The 15185-nt window shown below is 68.0% G+C and carries 17 protein-coding genes and 1 pseudogene; 9 read left to right on the top strand and 9 right to left on the bottom strand.

Annotated elements, in window-relative coordinates; all coding sequences use genetic code 11:
• Positions 1 to 10: 10 nt before the first annotated feature.
• The 5 genes from OYT95_RS27465 to cobF all read right to left on the bottom strand — a co-directional run bounded on the left by OYT95_RS27465 (position 11) and on the right by cobF (position 4262).
• A complete protein-coding gene (locus tag OYT95_RS27465) occupies positions 11 to 772 on the bottom strand; it encodes a hypothetical protein (protein WP_128641475.1) in 762 nt (253 codons plus the stop codon).
• 98 nt (positions 773 to 870) lie between these two features.
• Entirely contained in the window at positions 871 to 1353 is a 483-nt protein-coding gene (locus OYT95_RS27460; protein WP_128641474.1) for a DUF456 domain-containing protein, read from the bottom strand.
• The gene (purT, locus tag OYT95_RS27455; RefSeq protein WP_128642363.1) at positions 1350 to 2561 is read right to left on the bottom strand and encodes a formate-dependent phosphoribosylglycinamide formyltransferase; all 1212 of its coding nucleotides are present in this window, start codon (positions 2559 to 2561) and stop codon (positions 1350 to 1352) included. Before purT ends, OYT95_RS27460 begins: the two co-directional genes overlap by 4 nt.
• A gap of 38 nt (positions 2562 to 2599) precedes the next feature.
• The gene (locus OYT95_RS27450) at positions 2600 to 3466 is read right to left on the bottom strand and encodes an Fpg/Nei family DNA glycosylase (protein WP_037230756.1); all 867 of its coding nucleotides are present in this window, start codon (positions 3464 to 3466) and stop codon (positions 2600 to 2602) included.
• Positions 3467 to 3521: 55 nt separating this feature from the next.
• Positions 3522 to 4262: a precorrin-6A synthase (deacetylating) gene (gene cobF / locus OYT95_RS27445; RefSeq protein WP_037230757.1), complete on the bottom strand. Its 741-nt coding sequence runs from the start codon at positions 4260 to 4262 to the stop codon at positions 3522 to 3524.
• Positions 4263 to 4348: 86 nt separating this feature from the next.
• Between cobF and OYT95_RS27440 the strand changes: the two genes are divergently transcribed.
• The 6 genes and pseudogenes from OYT95_RS27440 (at position 4349) to OYT95_RS27415 (ending at position 8064) form a co-directional block, all read left to right on the top strand.
• Entirely contained in the window at positions 4349 to 5149 is an 801-nt protein-coding gene (locus OYT95_RS27440) for a thymidylate synthase (protein WP_105415229.1), read from the top strand.
• Positions 5149 to 5655, top strand: coding sequence for a dihydrofolate reductase (locus tag OYT95_RS27435; RefSeq protein ID WP_128641473.1), 507 nt, complete (start codon positions 5149 to 5151; stop codon positions 5653 to 5655). Before OYT95_RS27440 ends, OYT95_RS27435 begins: the two co-directional genes overlap by 1 nt.
• A gap of 72 nt (positions 5656 to 5727) precedes the next feature.
• The gene (locus tag OYT95_RS27430) at positions 5728 to 6126 is read left to right on the top strand and encodes a hypothetical protein (protein ID WP_037230760.1); all 399 of its coding nucleotides are present in this window, start codon (positions 5728 to 5730) and stop codon (positions 6124 to 6126) included.
• Positions 6127 to 6201: 75 nt separating this feature from the next.
• Positions 6202 to 6528 carry a cupin domain-containing protein gene (locus OYT95_RS27425; RefSeq protein ID WP_005254209.1) on the top strand — a complete coding sequence of 109 codons (327 nt, stop codon included), beginning with the start codon at positions 6202 to 6204 and terminating at the stop codon, positions 6526 to 6528.
• Positions 6529 to 6568: 40 nt separating this feature from the next.
• Positions 6569 to 7342 (top strand): annotated as a pseudogene (locus OYT95_RS27420) (tellurite resistance/C4-dicarboxylate transporter family protein); the annotation flags it as partial.
• On the top strand, positions 7339 to 8064 hold the full coding sequence (locus tag OYT95_RS27415) for an SRPBCC family protein (protein WP_037230761.1): 726 nt from the start codon (positions 7339 to 7341) through the stop codon (positions 8062 to 8064). The pseudogene OYT95_RS27420 and the gene OYT95_RS27415, both read left to right, overlap by 4 nt.
• A gap of 12 nt (positions 8065 to 8076) precedes the next feature.
• On the opposite strand, the gene OYT95_RS27410 is transcribed toward OYT95_RS27415, so the two are convergent.
• Positions 8077 to 8700: a hypothetical protein gene (locus OYT95_RS27410; RefSeq protein WP_009474921.1), complete on the bottom strand. Its 624-nt coding sequence runs from the start codon at positions 8698 to 8700 to the stop codon at positions 8077 to 8079.
• 117 nt (positions 8701 to 8817) lie between these two features.
• Between OYT95_RS27410 and OYT95_RS27405 the strand changes: the two genes are divergently transcribed.
• Entirely contained in the window at positions 8818 to 10464 is a 1647-nt protein-coding gene (locus tag OYT95_RS27405; RefSeq protein ID WP_128641472.1) for a sensor histidine kinase, read from the top strand.
• Positions 10465 to 10472: 8 nt separating this feature from the next.
• On the opposite strand, the gene OYT95_RS27400 is transcribed toward OYT95_RS27405, so the two are convergent.
• The gene (locus tag OYT95_RS27400) at positions 10473 to 11108 is read right to left on the bottom strand and encodes a response regulator transcription factor (RefSeq protein ID WP_037230763.1); all 636 of its coding nucleotides are present in this window, start codon (positions 11106 to 11108) and stop codon (positions 10473 to 10475) included.
• 172 nt (positions 11109 to 11280) lie between these two features.
• Here OYT95_RS27400 and OYT95_RS27395 point away from each other — a divergent pair, with 172 nt between their 5' ends.
• Entirely contained in the window at positions 11281 to 12144 is an 864-nt protein-coding gene (locus OYT95_RS27395; RefSeq protein ID WP_268789640.1) for a nitroreductase family protein, read from the top strand.
• Between the two features lie 23 nt (positions 12145 to 12167).
• Positions 12168 to 13118: an acyl-ACP desaturase gene (locus tag OYT95_RS27390; RefSeq protein WP_268789639.1), complete on the top strand. Its 951-nt coding sequence runs from the start codon at positions 12168 to 12170 to the stop codon at positions 13116 to 13118.
• Here the strand turns inward: OYT95_RS27390 and OYT95_RS27385 are convergent.
• Positions 13115 to 14215 carry an alpha/beta hydrolase family protein gene (locus tag OYT95_RS27385; protein WP_268789638.1) on the bottom strand — a complete coding sequence of 367 codons (1101 nt, stop codon included), beginning with the start codon at positions 14213 to 14215 and terminating at the stop codon, positions 13115 to 13117. The two genes, OYT95_RS27390 and OYT95_RS27385, sit on opposite strands and share 4 nt — an antisense overlap.
• Positions 14216 to 14274: 59 nt before the next feature.
• Positions 14275 to 15165, bottom strand: coding sequence for a universal stress protein (locus OYT95_RS27380; protein ID WP_037230765.1), 891 nt, complete (start codon positions 15163 to 15165; stop codon positions 14275 to 14277).
• Positions 15166 to 15185 lie beyond the last annotated feature (20 nt).

Here is a 15185-nt window from a genome sequence, read left to right as displayed (position 1 = left end):
AGGCCCCTTGTCAACAGCCTTCCATCTGCACACTGTTCATCGACACCATCTCGGCCACCGGCGGCGTCTGCGGTTGCGACACCAGCCACGTGTTGTAGTTGTTCATCTCGTCGCAGTCGAGCTGTTCGCGGCGTTCCTGCCGCCGCTCACGCTGCCGATCGTCCATCTGGTCGTCATTCCGGTCGACGGCGATGCCGCCTGCGGTCGAACCGTTGGCCTGCCGTTCGAGCCCCCGGACGCCGTCGGCGGTCATGATCCAGCCGAGGGTGTAGTCGGCGCCGTCGCGGTTGGTGGTTGCCCGGAACATGCCCTCGTCGGCGCCGGCCGGGTGGGCAACGAACGCCTTGTCGGGCATGCCCGGCGCGCTGACCTGCCCCGTCACGGTGCCGTCACTCATCGACGCGGTGAGGGTCGCTCCGTCCGGCGAGGACAGCGACGCCTTGTCGCCGTCCATGGTGCCGGTCATCCATGTCCACATCTGGTCGCCGTCGCACAGGAAGGCGATCATCTCGTCGCCGGACCTGGCCAGCGCGACGTACGCGTCGGATCCGTCGACCGAACCGACGTAGGTCGGCTCCATCTGCGGGGTCATCACGAAAGGTGACGGAACCTTCTCCATCATGTTCGACGCGGGCGCCGCTTCGCCGCTGCTCGTGGCGGCTGCGCTGGTCGTGCTCGGTGCCGCCGAGTCGGACGAGTCGTCGCCGCAGCCGCTCAGGGAGAGGGCCACGGCGGCGAGGGGCGCCAGGATCCAGGTCGTCTTCTTGTTCACGGCGTATTCCTCCGCTAGCCGGGAAGATCAACATCCGCATTTCATCATCGCAGGTGGAGGACGCTTCTGGATACCCCTCGGCGACGATTTCGAACGACCTACGTCGCGACCACCGCAGCCAGCCACACACCCGAGGCGATCAGGGCGCCGAGCAGTTCGATCAGCATCGACAGTCCGACGGCCTTGCAGGCGTGCCACGTCGACGCCCACGCCCGGTTGTGCGCACGCAACCGGTACAGCTCAGCCACATACGTTCCCGCGATGAAGCCGAGGAACAATCCCACTACGGGAACGACGAAGAACCCCACGATCCCGGCCAGTCCGCCGACGATCAGCGACATGTTGGGAACCCCGGCCGTGCGCATCCGTTTACCGGGCCAGGTGTATTTGACGACGCCGCTGATCACGAGGAACACCGTTGCGACCGCGAACACCGTCCACGCCGTCGCGCCGCCGGTCATGATGGCCCACACCAGGATTGCGGCGAAGATGAGGATGGTGCCGGGCAGGATCGGGATGACGATTCCGACGAGCCCGATGACGACGGCCAGGCCGACGAGGAATTCGGCGACCGGACTCACGCGACGGGCTCGACGCGGGATGCCGCCTCCCGCGCACGGCTGCGCGCGGTCTCGACGTCCGGTCCCGTGGACACGGCGACACCCATCCGTCTGCGCACGAAACTCTCGGGCTTGCCGAACAATCGCAGGTCCGTCTCCGGCACCGCCATCGCGTCGGCGACGCCCTCGAAGCCGATACCCGTGGCGTCGACGCCGCCGTAGATCACCGCGGACGCACCGGGTGTCGTGAGGGTGGTGTCGACGGGCAGGCCGAGGATGGCGCGGGCGTGCAGTTCGAACTCCGAGAGTCGTTGCGTCCGAAGGGTGACCAGCCCCGTGTCGTGCGGGCGCGGACTGACCTCCGAGAAGTACACGTCGTCGCCCTTAACGAACAGTTCCACACCGAAGATCCCGCGGCCGCCCAGCGCCGTGGTCACCTTCTCGGCCACCTCCCGCGACCGGGCGAGTGCCTCGTCGCTCATCGGTTGCGGCTGCCACGACTCCACGTAATCGCCCGAGTCCTGCAGGTGCCCGATGGGCTCGCAGAAGAAGGTGCCCACCTCGCCGTCGGCACCGATCGCCCGGACGGTGAGCTGGGTGATCTCGTAGTCGAAGTCGACGAACCCTTCCACGATGACGCGGCCGTGATTGATGCGGCCGCCCGCGAGCGCGTACTCCCAGGCCGTCTCGACGTCGCCGGCGTCGCGCACCGTGGACTGCCCCTTGCCGGACGACGACATCACCGGCTTGATCACGCAGGGAAAGCCGATGCGTTCGGTGGCCGCCCGGACCTCCTCGAGCGATTCGGCGAACTCGTACGGCGACGTCGGCAGCCCCAGTTCCTCCGCCGCGAGGCGCCGGATCCCCTCACGGTTCATGGTCAGCTGCGTCGCCCGGGCGGTGGGGATGACCACGGCGGTGCCGCGCTCCTCGACCGTGGCCAGCGCGTCGGTGGCGATCGCCTCGATCTCGGGGACCACGAAGTGCGGTCGTTCCTCCTCGACGAGACGCAACAGCGCGTCCGGGTCGCTCATGTCGATCGTGTGCGCGCGGTGCGCCACCTGGTGGCCCGGCGCATTGTCGTAGCGGTCGACGGCGATCACCTCCACCCCCAGCCGTTGGAGGGCGATGATCACTTCCTTGCCCAGCTCACCCGACCCGAGCAGCATCACGCGCGTCGCGCCTGCCGTCAGAGGTGTACCGAACCGTACGGGTGCCTGTTCACGCATGGTCACAACTATATGCGGGCACGGTTTCGCGCCGACGCCTACTTCAGCAGCCGCGACATCCGGCGGTCGGCGAGCACCTTGCCTCCGGTCTGACACGTCGCGCAGTACTGAAAAGACTTCTCCGCGAACGACACTTCCCGGACGGTGTCGCCGCAGACCGGACAGGGGAGGCCGGTCCGGGCGTGAACCCGCATGCCGGATCGCTTCTCCCCCTTCAGCCGCGCCGCATCCTGGCCCAGCGACCTCTGGACGGCATCGCTCAGCACGGACCGCATCGCGTCGTACAGCACGTGCACCTGGTCATCCGGCAGGGTGCGCGACGTGGCGAACGGGGAAATCTTTGCGGTGTGCAGGATTTCGTCGGAGTAGGCATTTCCGACCCCGGCGAGGAGCGACTGGTCGACGAGCGCATTCTTGATCCGCGCCGACGTCGTGGACAGCAGCGCGGCGAACTCGGGTTCGGTGACGGCGAGCGCGTCGGGCCCCAGCCGGGCAATCCCCTCCACCTCCTGAGGGTCGTGCACCACCCACACCGCGAGCCGCTTCTTGGTGCCCGCCTCGGTCAGGTCGAACGCCGGCGTCGCGCCCTCCGGGGTGAAGAAGTGCACTCGCAGCGCCAGCGGGCCCTTCCCCGGCTTCGGCGGCGCCGCCGACGGGTTGTCGGTCCAGCGCAACCAGCCCCCACGCGACAGGTGTGTGACGAGCCACAACCCGGAGCAGTCGAGTGCGAGGTGCTTGCCGAACCGGGCTGCGCCCGTCACGTCGCGACCCTGCAGGTCGGTGATCGGGGGGTCGAAAGTCTTCAGCACGCTCAGGGCCGCCACGTCCACTCGGCCGACGACCGCTCCCACGGCGTGTTCACGCAGGAACTCGGCTAACGCCTCCACCTCGGGCAGCTCGGGCATGGTCCCAGGCTAACGGTAGGTGAGCGCCGAAGTGTGCTCCTCGACGCTTTCGCACTCACCTGCGGAGGAGATAGGTGTCCATGATCCAGCCCTTGCGTTCGCGCAGTTCGGCGCGCACCCGCTGGATCTCGTCCTCGACCTCGCGCAGGCGACCCGAGATCAGCACCTCGTCGGGTGTGCCGAGGTAGGCACCCCACCAGATCTGGACGTTGTCGCCGGGAACCTGGGTGAACGTGCAGTGGGCGTCGAGCATGACCACCGCGTTGTCGACGCCGTCGGGCAGGCCCTCGGCCAGTCGCCTGCCGGTCGTGACGTGCACGGGTTCGCCGATCCGGTTGAGCACGATCCGGTGCTGCGCGGCCAGCGACTGCACGCTGGTGACGCCCGGGATCACCGAGTAGTCGAACGACACGTTGCCGCGCGCGAGCACCCGCTCGACGATCCGCAACGTGCTGTCGTAGAGAGACGGGTCACCCCAGACGAGGATCGCCCCGACCCCCGGCTCGGACGCGAACTCGGCCTCGAACAGTGCCGCCCGGCGCTCGTGCCAGTCGTCCACCACGCCCTCGTAGTCGGACGGCGTGCGGTCGCGGGGCGGATCGACGATGTCGACGACGCGGTACGGGCCGGTGACGTGCTCTTCGAGGATCGTGGTGCGGAGATCGACGAGGTCCTGCTTCTCGTCGCCCTTGCCGATGACGAAGAACACATCGGCCTTGTTCATCGCCTTGATCGCCTGGACCGTCACCTGGTCGGGGTCGCCGGCGCCGATGCCGATCACGAAGAGTTCACGCATGGCGGCAGGCTATCGCTCGTGCGCCTTTCCGGTTGTTCCAGCTACCGAAAAGGCGCACGGGCGGGGAGCGCCTTAAACTGGACGCCGTGACTGTGCCGACCCCGTACGAAGACCTGCTCCGACTCGTCATGGACACGGGCACCCCGAAGGCAGACCGCACCGGGACCGGCACGAAGAGCGTCTTCGGTCATCAGATGCGCTGGAACCTCGCGGACGGGTTTCCGCTGGTCACCACGAAGAAGGTGCACCTCAAGTCGATCGTCTACGAACTGCTGTGGTTCCTGCGCGGCGACTCCAACGTGAAGTGGCTCCAGGACAACGGCGTCACGATCTGGGACGAGTGGGCGGACGCGGACGGCGAACTGGGCCCGGTGTACGGCGTGCAGTGGCGCAGCTGGCCGACCCCGTCGGGCGAGCACATCGACCAGATCACCCAGACCATCGAGACGCTGAAGTCGAACCCGGACTCGCGTCGCATCATCGTGTCGGCGTGGAACGTCGGCGACATCCCGCAGATGGCGCTGGCACCGTGCCACGCGTTCTTCCAGTTCTACGTCGCGGACGGCAAGCTGTCGTGCCAGCTGTACCAGCGCAGCGCCGACCTGTTCCTGGGCGTGCCGTTCAACATCGCGAGCTACGCGCTCCTCACCCACATGGTGGCGCAGCAGGCCGGGCTCGAACCGGGCGACTTCATCTGGACCGGCGGCGACTGCCACATCTACGACAATCACGTCGACCAGGTCACCGAGCAGTTGAGCCGGGAGCCGTTGCCGTACCCCACGCTGAAGTTGAACAAGCGGGACTCGATCTTCGACTACACCTTCGAGGACGTGGAGATCGTCGACTACCGGCACCATCCCGCCATCAAGGCGCCGGTGGCCGTCTAGTGGCGGCGCGTCAGGTCAAGCTGGTCTGGGCCCAGGGCGTCGGCGGCGTCATCGGCCTCGACAACACGATCCCGTGGCACGTCCCCGAGGACATGGCGTATTTCAAGAAGGTGACGCAGGGCCACCCCGTGATCATGGGCCGCAGAACGTGGGACTCGCTGCCCCCGAGATTCCGGCCCCTTCCCGGCCGGCGCAACATCGTGATCAGCCGTCAGCCCGACTGGACCGCGGAGGGGGCCGAGTCCGCCGACGGGATCGACTCGGCGCTCGCGCTCACCGACGAGGACGTCTGCATCATCGGCGGCGCCCAGATCTACACGGCGGCAATGCCGCTCGCCACCCACCTGCTGGTCTCCGAGATCGACGTCACGATCGACGGCGACGCCTGGGCACCCCCGATCGACGACTCCTGGCACGCACAGGACACCGGCGAGTGGCGCACGTCGGAGAAGAACGGCACCCGGTACCGGTGGATCACCTACACCCGGGCATTACCTGCGAGGTAATTGAGAGCATTCGGTTTCGGCCCGAGTCTGAGTGACGTACCCGTTCACTCGTCTCACGTGAGGACCGCCGCCATGATCGCCGCACTCGAAACCCGCACCGCTCTCTCCCCACTGCGCCTCGCCCTCCGCGTCGACGCCGTCGTCACCGGCGCCAACGGGGTCGCCTACCTCGCCGCCGCCACCGTGCTCGACGACGTCCTCGGCCCGACTGCCGGTTTCCTTCGTGCCATCGGCGTCTTCCTGCTCGTCTTCACCGCCGGGGTGTGGGCGGTGAGCGTGCCGGACCGTCCCGCGCCGGCCGCAGTGGACGCCGTCGTCCTCGCGAACGTCGTCTGGGTGGGCGCGAGCGTGGCCCTGGTGCTGACGGAGTGGCAGCACCTCACCACCGTCGGGGTCGTCTGGGTGCTGCTGCAGGCCGTGGTGGTCGGCGCGTTCGCCGCAGCCCAGGGCTGGGCCCTCACCCGGCGCTGACCGGCACCCCCTTTGCCGCCGCACCGTTACCCCATTCGACGGGTGACGGTGCGCGCAGTGGTTCATACTCACCTCATGGACAAGAAGTCACTGACCGCCCTTGCCCGTCAGCAACTGAAGTTGGCAGGCGGGACGTCCAGCGGCCGCAGTTCGCAGACCGTGTACGGCGGGCATCGGCGCAGCCTCCGACAGACTGTCATCGCCTTGGCCGCGGGCCAGAAGATGGCCGAACACGAGAGCCCGGGCGAGGCCACCCTGTTCATTCTCAGCGGCAAACTGAACCTCGTGTCCGGCGAGGACTCGTGGAAGGGTTCCACCGGCGATCTGCTGGTCCTTCCGACCGATCGGCACAGCGTCGAGGCGATCGAGGACGTCGCGTTCCTCCTCACCGTCGCCATGTGACGGTCGTGCTCGACCGTGTCGAAGATTCCGTTCGGAGCTCTGGCGGCTCGTGGGGTACCGCCGCGAGGTCGTCGACGACCTGCCCGATGCGAGTCGCGGATTCGGATTCTTCACGTTCATCGCGGGGACCGACGTGCTCGGCGTGCGCCTGGCGATGGACGGCCACCATACCGTCACCGCGGTGCTGCTCGCCGTCGCGGCACTGACCTGGATCGTGCTCGGCTACGTCGTTCCGTGGACCGCCGTCCTCGGCACCTCGGAACGTCCGGTGGTGGCGCGCGCCGACGGAACCTGGTTCATCTGGGTGGTCGCCGCCCAGTCGGTGGCCGTCGCCGCGCGGATGATGCTGTATCCGCTCCGGCCCCGGGACCTCACGGCGCCGTACTGGGTGTCGATGGGTGCGTGTGCGATCACCGTCCTCGCCGGTGCCCGCATCGTCGAGATGGAGGATGCGCCGATGGTGAACGCCACGCGCGGCCTCATCGGGGGGCTCGCGGTGGTGTTCTGGGCGTTCGCGACGTGGTTGATCCCGGTCCTGGTGGCCGCCGGATGGTGGCGTCACGTCGCGAACAAGGTGCCATTGCGCTACGACGCCACCGTGTGGAGCATCGTGTTCCCGCTCGGCATGTACGCGGTCGCCGGCATCTACCTGGGGCGTGCGGACCATCTTCCGCTCGTCGGTATCGTCGGTAGTGCCGAACTGTGGTGTGCATTCACCGTGTGGTGCGTGGCGTTCGTCGTCATGGTGGTGCATTTCTGGCGGTCGGTGGTTCATGTCGGACCGGCAACAGTGAAGACGCAGGAGAACGCGTGACCGAATCCCAGCCCGTGATCGAGGTGTCTGTCGCTGCGGCGCCGTCGGTGGTGTGGCCTGCCCTGCGCGACCCGGAGTTGATCCGGCGCTGGCACGGCTGGGACTACGCCGGCCTGGCCGACGAGATCAGGGAAATCTACTTCGACGACGTGAAGGAGGACGCCGCCGCCTTCACTCTCGCCCTGAACGGCGCCGACAAGTTCAGTCTCCACGAGCACGAGGGCACCACGCTGGTGCGGATCACCCGCCCGCCCCGCAGCGGCGACCCCGCCGCCGACGACTGGTACGACGACGTCACCGAGGGCTGGACCACGTTCCTGCAGTTCCTCAAGTTCGGCATCGAGCGGCACGGACTCGACGAGCGTCGCACGCTGTTCCTCGAAGGTCCGGTCGCGGAGGGTGATTCGGCGCGGCACCTGCTCGGCCTCGACAAACTCGAGGGCATGACGGTCGGCGATCATTTCACCGTGGTCGCCGAGACGGGCGATCTGCTGCACGGGGTGGTGTGTTTCGTGGGCGAACACCAGACCGCGGTGAGTGTCGACGACCTCGGCCCGGGACTGTTGCAGTTCGGCGAGCAGCCCGTCAACGCGGCACGCCCCAACGGCGGCGCGCAGATCCTGCTGGCGGCCTACGACCTGGACGACGAGGAGTGGGCCGAACTCGAAGAGCGCTGGAGAGAGTGGTGGCAGGCCCGGCCGGGAGCCGAACCTGCCACCTGAGTTCTCGAACGGTCAGGCGAGCACGGTGCCCAGGGTGGGCCACCAGATCGTGCTCTTGACGACGTTCGGTCCCACCTGATGGTTCAGCGAGCCGTACACGGCCGCCACGACGAGACCACTGCCGAGCCCGGCGACCGGCGGCGAGGAGACGACCGTGGGAACCGCGACGTTGTTCTGGTCCAGCTTCACGATGCCGCTGGCACCGGTGGCGAAGCTGTAGTAGACGACGTCCAGTTCGGCGCCGGTCTGGTCGTTCGCGATGACGCCCGGTCCGCCGAAGAATCCGAAGCGGAACTGGTTGCTCATGTTGGTCGCCACGCCCGCGCCGTACAGCTGTCCGAGGACCGGACCGCCCTGCCCGGTGTCGGAGTACGCGGGGATCTGGAAGATCTGGCCGGGGAGGGCGATGTTCGTTGCCGCGGTGTCGGTCGGCGACGCGGCGAGTCGCTCGAGCGCGGCTTCGGCCTCGGGGTTCCCGGCGGCGACGGTGCGCAGCTTCGCGATCGCGGTGGCCGGGTCGACGACGGGGGCGGAATCTGCGGGCTGCGCCGACACGACACCGGTGAACATCATCGTCGCTGCCACTGCAGCGGTCAGACCTGCCGCGACCCGTCGCCCGAAGTGCCGTCGATTCATTCTTCTTCTCCCTCGTCACGTCAATGGGTAAGCATTAGTTCGAATGAGTAAACACTCGAGCCCTTATCGACGCCGCGGTTCGCGGCGTTACGCCGCCCCCGGACCTATGCTGCAGACATGGGATCGGACGGTGGGCACGAGGCGAGGATCAGTGAGTTTCGGGAGGGGCTCGCCGACGTGGTCCCCACCCGCCGAAGTCTGCAGCGCCTGTTCGAGGCGGTCCTCGTGGTCGGGTCGGGACTCGAGCTGGATTCCACCCTGCAGCGCATCGTCACTTCGGCGACGTCCCTGCTCGACGCCCGGTACGGCGCCCTCGGTGTCCACGCCCCCGACGGGGGCCTGTCGGAGTTCGTCTACGAGGGCATCACGCCCGAAGAGCGTGCGGACATGGGCCATCTGCCCGAAGGCCTCGGCCTGCTGGGACTGCTGATCCACGACCCTCGCCCGGTGCGCCTCGCCAATCTGGCCGATCACCCGGGGTCGATCGGCTTCCCGCCCAATCATCCCCCGATGAAGAGCTTCCTGGGCATGCCGATCATGATGCGGGGCAAGGTTTTCGGAAGCATCTATCTCACCGAGAAACTGAGCGGACCCGAGTTCACCGACGAGGACGAGGTGATCCTGCGCGCGCTCGCGACCTCGGCAGGCGTGGCGGTGGAGAATTCGCGGCTGTTCGAGGAATCGCGGACGCGGGAGCGGTGGTTGACGGCCGTCGCGGCGATCACGTCCCGGTTGATGGTCGGCGGATCACTCGACGAAACGCTCCACACACTCGCCGCCGAGGTACGTGAACTGTCCAGCGGCGACGAGGTCTTCATCGTCGTCACGCTCGGCGAGGGCGCGGTGGTCGGGGCGGACAGCACGGTGCGGCCACTGCGCGACACCTTCCGAATCGCCACCCAGGCGGAGCCGTTCGCCGACGTGCTGCGCTCCCGCACTCCCGCACTGCTGACGGGTCTCGGCGGTCTCGCACCGTTCTCCGCCGAGGCGGGCCGGGCCGCGGTGCTGCCGTTGTCGACGGCGTCGGGGGTCGGCGGGATCCTGGTGGTCACGGCCCGGGGCAACACTGCATGGGATCCGGACGAGGTCGCCCGACTCGAATCGGTGGCCGACCTGGCTGCAGTCGCGGTGGAATTCTCCGATCAGCAGAGCAAGCAACGCCTGCTGTCAGTGCTCGCCGACCGCGACCGGATCGCGCGCGACCTGCACGACAACGTCATTCAGCGACTGTTCGCCACCGGCATGAGCCTGCAGAGCACGCACGCGGTCGGGGACGTCCCGGACGGCGTGCGCTCCATCGTGGCCACCGCAGTCGAGCAACTCGATCGCACGGTGCGCGAGATCCGCACCACCATCTTCGATCTGCAGGCCACCGGCATCGCGTCCGCGACCAGTCTGCGCCGTCGCCTCCTCGACGTGATCGGCGACCTCACGTCCCAGTCACCGATCGCGCCGAACGTCCAGTTCTCCGGCGCCATCGACACTCTCGTGCCCAGCCGCATCCACCAGCACGCGGAGGCGGTGCTGCGGGAAGCCCTGAGCAATGCGCTGCGGCACGCGCGGGCCACCACCATCGACATCTCGGTGGCCGCCGGGGACGACCTCACCGTGACGGTCGCGGACGACGGCATCGGGATCGCCGACGGCGCCCGGCGCAGCGGACTGGACAACCTCGATCGGCGCGCCGAGCACTGCGGCGGCATCTGCACCGTCGACGCCGCCGGCGGTGGGACCGTCGTCACCTGGCGGGTTCCGTTGACGTGATGAAGAATTCAGCGCTGGTTGCGTAGTTCGGTGGCCAGCACGGCCGCCTGCGTGCGTCGTTGCATCCCGAGTTTGGACAACAGCCGCGACACGTAGTTCTTGATCGTCTTCTCGGCGAGGAAGAGCCGCTCGGCGATCTCCCGGTTGGTGAGCCCCTCGCCGATCAACTCGAACACGGCGCGTTCCTGCTCGGACAGTTCCGCCAGCGGGTCTTCCCGGCGCGCGGACCTGATCCGGTTCATCAGCGCTGATGTCGCCCTGCTGTCGAGCAGCGAACCGCCCTCCCCCACCGTCCGCACGGCCGCGACCAGGTCGGTGCCGAGGATCTGTTTGAGGACGAATCCGGACGCGCCGGCCATGATGGCGTCGAACAGCGCTTCGTCGTCGGAGTACGACGTGAGCATCAGGCACCGCAGTTCGGGCAGGGCCGCGCGGAGGTCCCGGCACAGCTCGACGCCGTTGCCGTCGGGCAACCGGACGTCGAGCACAGCGACGTCGGCGCCGCTGCCCGGGATCCGTGCCATCGCCTCGCCGACGGACGCGGCCTCCCCGACCACCTCGAGGTCGGGCACGCTGCCGAGTAGGTCGACCAGGCCTCGTCGCACGATCTCGTGGTCGTCGACCAGGAACACCCGCGTGGTCATGTCTGCACCTCCACCGTCTTCTCCTCGAACCGTACCGCGCCGGCGACCGGTGCCCACCCCTCCGGGACCTCTCCCTCACGCATTGGGGACCTTCGACCCAAGCGCAGGCGGCGCGGTGCGCGGAAAACTGAGGTTGCGGGGGAACACCCGGACACCACAAGTGGAGGTCGCGATGAACAGCTGGTCGCTCAGTGACATCGAGGTGGTCTCCCGCGCCATCGTCTCGGCTCCGTCGGTCCACGACACGCAGCCGTGGGATCTGCGGCTGGACGGCAGGTGCGCGGAGGTCACGGAGCGTCGCGGTTTCACGGACACACCGCGTGCCGACCGCGTGATCTCGTGCGGTGCGGGTGTCGCGAACGTGGAACTCGCGCTGCGGGCGCTCGGCAAGACGATCGAGACCGACCTGCTGCCCGATCCGCGCAGGCCCGACCTCGTCGCGACCGTTCGGGCCGTGGGCACAGCTTCCCCGTCGAGCACCGAGCTGAGGCTCTTCTCCGCCATGGCCCGCCGTCGGAGTCATCGAGAAGCATTCGCCGACATACCGGTTCCCGCGGCAACCATCGCCGACATCGTCGCCGCGGCGGAGATGGAGGGCGTCCGTGCTCGGCTGCTCGCCGCGGACGAGGCGCCCGCGCTCGCCGACGTGCTTCTCTATTCCGCCGACCGGGTTCGGCAGGATCCCGGCCACCAGCGCGACCTCTTCCCGTGGACGTCGCACTGGCTGCCGCAGGGCGGTCACGAGTCGGTGGACCCAATCCGGACCGTCGTCACCCGCGGCGTCCCCGATTCGGCACGACTCGCCGCGGCGATCGAGAGAGAGACCGTCCTCGTGTTCGTGTCGGACACGCAGGAGTCGATCGACCTGGTCCGCACCGGAATCTCGGTCGAACGGGCGTGGCTGACCGCCGTCGACGCCCGGCTGGGCGCCTCCGTGCTCTCCCACCCGCTTCGCGTCGACGATTCGGCGCATCGGCTGGCACGTCGACTCGACGTGCCGGGCTATCCACAACTGATCCTGCGAATCGGATACTGACAGAACAGAAACGGAGTGCCCTTGTGAGCCGCGTACTCACGGACCGCGAACTGCTGCACGAACTCGAGGACGTCGCCGAAGACAACGTCAACCGGCACCTCGCCATGGCCAAGGACTGGCATCCCCACGATTACGTCCCGTGGGACGACGGCCGCAACTTCGCCGCGCTGGGCGGCGAGGACTGGGATCCGGAGCAGTCCCGGCTCAGCGACACCGCGCGGGCGGCGATGATCACCAATCTGCTGACCGAGGACAACCTGCCGTCCTACCACCGCGAGATCGCCCAGCACTTCTCACTCGACGGCGCCTGGGGCACGTGGGTGGGCAGGTGGACCGCGGAGGAGAACAAGCATTCGATCGTGATGCGGGACTATCTGGTCGTGACGCGCGGGGTCGACCCGGTAGCGCTCGAGCTGGCCCGGATGGACCACATGACCCAGGGCTTCGATCCCGGCGGTGGGTCCATGCTGGATTCGGTGTCGTACGTGACGTTCCAGGAACTGGCCACCCGGGTGTCGCACCGGAACACGGGTAAGGCGTGCGGTGATCCGATCGCGGACCGGATGCTGGCCCGGGTGGCGGCCGACGAGAACCTGCACATGATGTTCTACCGCAACATCGTCGGTGCCGCCCTGGACGTCGCACCCGATCAGGCGATTGCCGCGATCCACAAGGTGGTGACCAACTTCCAGATGCCCGGCGCGGGAATGCACAACTTCCGCCGCAACGCGGTCCTGATCGCGAAGGGCGGGATCTACGACCTGCGCCAGCACCTCGACGACGTCGTCCTGCCCGTGCTTCGCAAGTGGAACATGTTCGAGCGTAACGATTTCGGACCGGACGGTGAACGCTGCCGCGAGGCACTCGCGGCGTTCCTGCAGAACCTGGAAGCCAAGGCGGCCCGGTTCGAGGAATCCCGGGACCGCGCGCTCGCCCGCGAGGCACGCCGCGGCGAACGCGTGGCAGCCCGCTAACGCACCTCGAAGACCAGCGGGTACCGCGACGCGGCGTCGTCGAGTTCCGGTGCCGGGTCCCCCTTCAGGAAGCGGTCGAACATCCCCGCCACGAGGTCGTTCGTCGTGTCGACCACCTCCTGGCGGGGAGCCGTGCCGAGGCTGAAGCCGGCGGGCACATCCATCCCCGGGGGGTCGGGGATCGCCTGCGGGACGTAGTGCTCGGCGTCGGTGAAGCTGAAGTGCCCGGTGTCCCGCAGTGCGTAGACCTTGCTCCAGGACCGGGGGGTCGCAAAATACTGCCCCCAGAACCTCTCCCGGCCTTCGGGGCTCTCGGCGTGACGCGAGTTGAGCACGCTGAGTAGGGGGGTGCCGGGATCCTGGGAGACGATCGGGCTCGCCGTGTTCGCATACAGGAGCGCTCCGTCGACATTGACTCCGGCGTCGACACGCGGATCGTCGAGGAGGACCTGCGTGGTCGTGGCTCCGCCGATCGAATGACCGAACATCCCGATCCGGTCGGGATCGACGGCCCCGGGAAGACCGTCCGGCAGTAGCCGGCCGATCCCGTCGGGGTCGTCGCCGCGGGACAGGGATTCGACGGTGTCGATGACGAACCTCGCATCCTCCACCCGGGTGTCGAGCGCCTTCTTCTGGGTGTCGGCGGAGTACGGATCGGTGATCTGGGCCGTGACGACGCGGCCGTCCGGGAACACCGTCGCGAGGGCCTCACCCGTGTGATCCATGCTGATCACCACGTAGCCGCGGCTCGCGAGGTCCTCGGCGGCGACCGTGTACAGGGTCCGCGGCACATAGAAGCCCGGCGAGAAGAGGACGACGGGAAGCGAGCGGGTTCCGCCCGCGGCGAATCCGGCGGGATAGGTGACCGTCACCGGGATGGATCGCGCACGGCCCGGCGTCCACGGATCGTCGCGATCGTGATCCACCAGTTCGAGTGTGCTGACGCCGATGTTCGAATCGCTCGCAGGAAAGCGCAGCACCGTGCCGGTGTCGGCACGCGACATAGCCGGCTGGACCGAGGCCACCGCGCCGAAAACCACTGCGCCGAAAACCACTGCGCCGGCGACCAGTCCCCGGAGTGTGCGGGTTGCCTTCACTCGAACCTCCTCTGCGAAGTCGAGCGAAGGCTACCGCACCATCGTCGTGATCGGGGGCGCTAGCTTTCCGGCCTGACGATCATCACCGGGCAGTCCGCGGTGTGGAGCAACGCGTTGCTGGTGGAGCCCAGCAGCATTCCCTTGAAGCCACCCCGGCCACGGCTGCCCACGACGATGAGCTGCGCCTTCTCGGCGAATTCGCTGAGCACCCGCACCGGACGGTCCCGCGCCACGACGCGTTCGACCGTCACGTCGGGATACCGCTCCTGGTATCCGGCGAGGCGCTCCGACAGAACCACCTCTTCACCCGTCTGGATGCTGCTCCACAGCGGGTCCTCCGGGCTGGCGCCGAGCGACGGCTGCACACTGACATCGCTCCACACATTGACCGCGACCAGGCTCGCACCGCGGGCGGCGGCCTGCTCGAACGCCACTTCCACCGCCGCCTTGCTGCTTTCCGAACCGTCGACGCCGACCACGATCGGCCCCTCGGTCGGCGGCTGACCGTCCATGGTCCGCCCCCGCACGACCACCAGCGGGCAATGGCCGTGCGCGGCGACCGCGGAGGTGGTGGAACCGACCAGCAGACCGGTGAACTCACCGTGCCCGCGCGAACCGAGCACCACCATGTGCGCGTTCGCGGAGAGCTCGATGAGTGTCTGGCTCACCTTGCCCTCGTGCTGTTCGGTAGTGATGTCGAGCGCCTCGTCCACCGTCTGCTTGGCATGGACCCGCGCACTGCCCAGCCGGGACTTCGCCGTGTCCTCGAGTTCTTCCTTGAAACTCTCGGCCAGGTACGGCTCGGTGTAGTAAAAGGCAGGAATGTGCACCACTGTCACGATGTGCAGTGGGAGCGACAGTGCGGCGGCGGCGCGCGCAGCCCACGCCACCGCGGCCGAGGCCGACTCGGATCCGTCCACACCCACGACGATCGGCTTGATTCCGGTCATGGTCACCTTTCCTGATTCTT

This window comes from Rhodococcus sp. JS3073 (genome assembly GCF_026810085.1).
In the GTDB taxonomy this organism is placed as follows: domain Bacteria; phylum Actinomycetota; class Actinomycetes; order Mycobacteriales; family Mycobacteriaceae; genus Rhodococcus_F; species Rhodococcus_F wratislaviensis.
Note: the sequence above shows the minus strand (reverse complement) of the source record. Positions and strands in the feature narration are given on the sequence as shown.

Excerpts from the sequence above, each read along its gene's own strand:
- purT (WP_128642363.1), bottom strand. The coding sequence starts at position 2,561 with ATGCGTGAACAGGCACCCGTACGGTTCGGTACACCTCTGACGGCAGGC.
- OYT95_RS27395 (WP_268789640.1), top strand. The coding sequence starts at position 11,281 with ATGAACAGCTGGTCGCTCAGTGACATCGAGGTGGTCTCCCGCGCCATC.
- OYT95_RS27425 (WP_005254209.1), top strand. The coding sequence starts at position 6,202 with ATGGACAAGAAGTCACTGACCGCCCTTGCCCGTCAGCAACTGAAGTTG.
- OYT95_RS27430 (WP_037230760.1), top strand. The coding sequence starts at position 5,728 with ATGATCGCCGCACTCGAAACCCGCACCGCTCTCTCCCCACTGCGCCTC.
- OYT95_RS27405 (WP_128641472.1), top strand. The coding sequence starts at position 8,818 with ATGGGATCGGACGGTGGGCACGAGGCGAGGATCAGTGAGTTTCGGGAG.
- cobF (WP_037230757.1), bottom strand. The coding sequence starts at position 4,262 with ATGCGTGAACTCTTCGTGATCGGCATCGGCGCCGGCGACCCCGACCAG.
- OYT95_RS27450 (WP_037230756.1), bottom strand. The coding sequence starts at position 3,466 with ATGCCCGAGCTGCCCGAGGTGGAGGCGTTAGCCGAGTTCCTGCGTGAA.
- OYT95_RS27400 (WP_037230763.1), bottom strand. The coding sequence starts at position 11,108 with ATGACCACGCGGGTGTTCCTGGTCGACGACCACGAGATCGTGCGACGA.
- OYT95_RS27410 (WP_009474921.1), bottom strand. The coding sequence starts at position 8,700 with ATGAATCGACGGCACTTCGGGCGACGGGTCGCGGCAGGTCTGACCGCT.
- OYT95_RS27380 (WP_037230765.1), bottom strand. The coding sequence starts at position 15,165 with ATGACCGGAATCAAGCCGATCGTCGTGGGTGTGGACGGATCCGAGTCG.